This is a genomic window from Haloferax profundi (genome assembly GCF_001469865.1).
Classification (GTDB): domain Archaea; phylum Halobacteriota; class Halobacteria; order Halobacteriales; family Haloferacaceae; genus Haloferax; species Haloferax profundi.
Genome location: NZ_LOPV01000476.1, coordinates 1 through 883 on the forward strand (window position 1 = coordinate 1; position 883 = coordinate 883).

General features: G+C 55.7%; 1 protein-coding gene. It reads right to left on the reverse strand.

The window, feature by feature from the left end:
* Nucleotides 1-99 precede the first annotated feature (99 nt).
* Entirely contained in the window at nucleotides 100-591 is a 492-nt protein-coding gene (locus tag AUR66_RS15605) for a hypothetical protein (protein WP_058573182.1), read from the reverse strand.
* Nucleotides 592-883 lie beyond the last annotated feature (292 nt).

Here is an 883-nt window from a genome sequence, read left to right on the forward strand (position 1 = left end):
AAGTCAGTAGGTCCGTCATCTTCTTAACCAACAAAAGCGGGGAATGGCTGGGCTTTGTTGGTTAAGTCCATAGTGCCTGTTTGTCTATCGATTCCAGGCTTAGTAGTGGACGTCCGCCGAGATAATCCACATCTGCTCGTCGGACTCAAGGACACGATCAAGCTGGTCGCGATGGCGAATCGCACTGCCGTACTCATCGTACAAGAAGAGCGACGGCCCCCGGTACGCCCCGAGGTTGTAGCAAGCGTGCCGGACCAACTCCTCGTCACGCATGATTGCCTCGGTGTTGAGGTCCTGAATGCCTTCCCGGACTCGCTCAAGGTTCCGTTCGAACTCCTGTTTTGTCTCCTCCCAGCCACGTTCAAGCAATTCTTGGCCACTGTCTGAATCGATTGGTTGCGCTATGGGCAGTTCTCCCCAGCGTGCTTTCCCAGCGACGCTCGTCGAATCGTCGTCGAACGTCACATAGTAGTCGAAAACAGCCCCGTATTCGGGCGAAGTTCCCACGAGTCGGTCGAAGACACTTCGCCCCACTGCGAGTGCTTCGTCTGTCGTCGATGCCTCTACGAGCGCGTAGATTATCTGGTGCATTCGTTGGTCCCTCACTGGCGCTCTGAGTCGCTCTCCAACTGTCTCACGACTCAACTGCGCCGGCACCCATCGCCGGCGCATACAAAACTAGCAGATGCGACATGCCCGTTGAGTAGACACGGTAGGGAAAACGCTGAAACAAGGTTGTCAATCCAATTCTTGGGGTGAATCACGGGGCTCGCTGGTACACTTCCTGAATCGAATTTGAGTGAGCCCTGATTGTTGGGACCGAGACCTCGGCCACTTGCGCAACTTCGACTTGCGTGAGCTGGAACGCTTCACCCAGACACGC

Excerpts from the sequence above, each read along its gene's own strand:
- AUR66_RS15605 (WP_058573182.1), bottom strand. The coding sequence starts at position 591 with ATGCACCAGATAATCTACGCGCTCGTAGAGGCATCGACGACAGACGAA.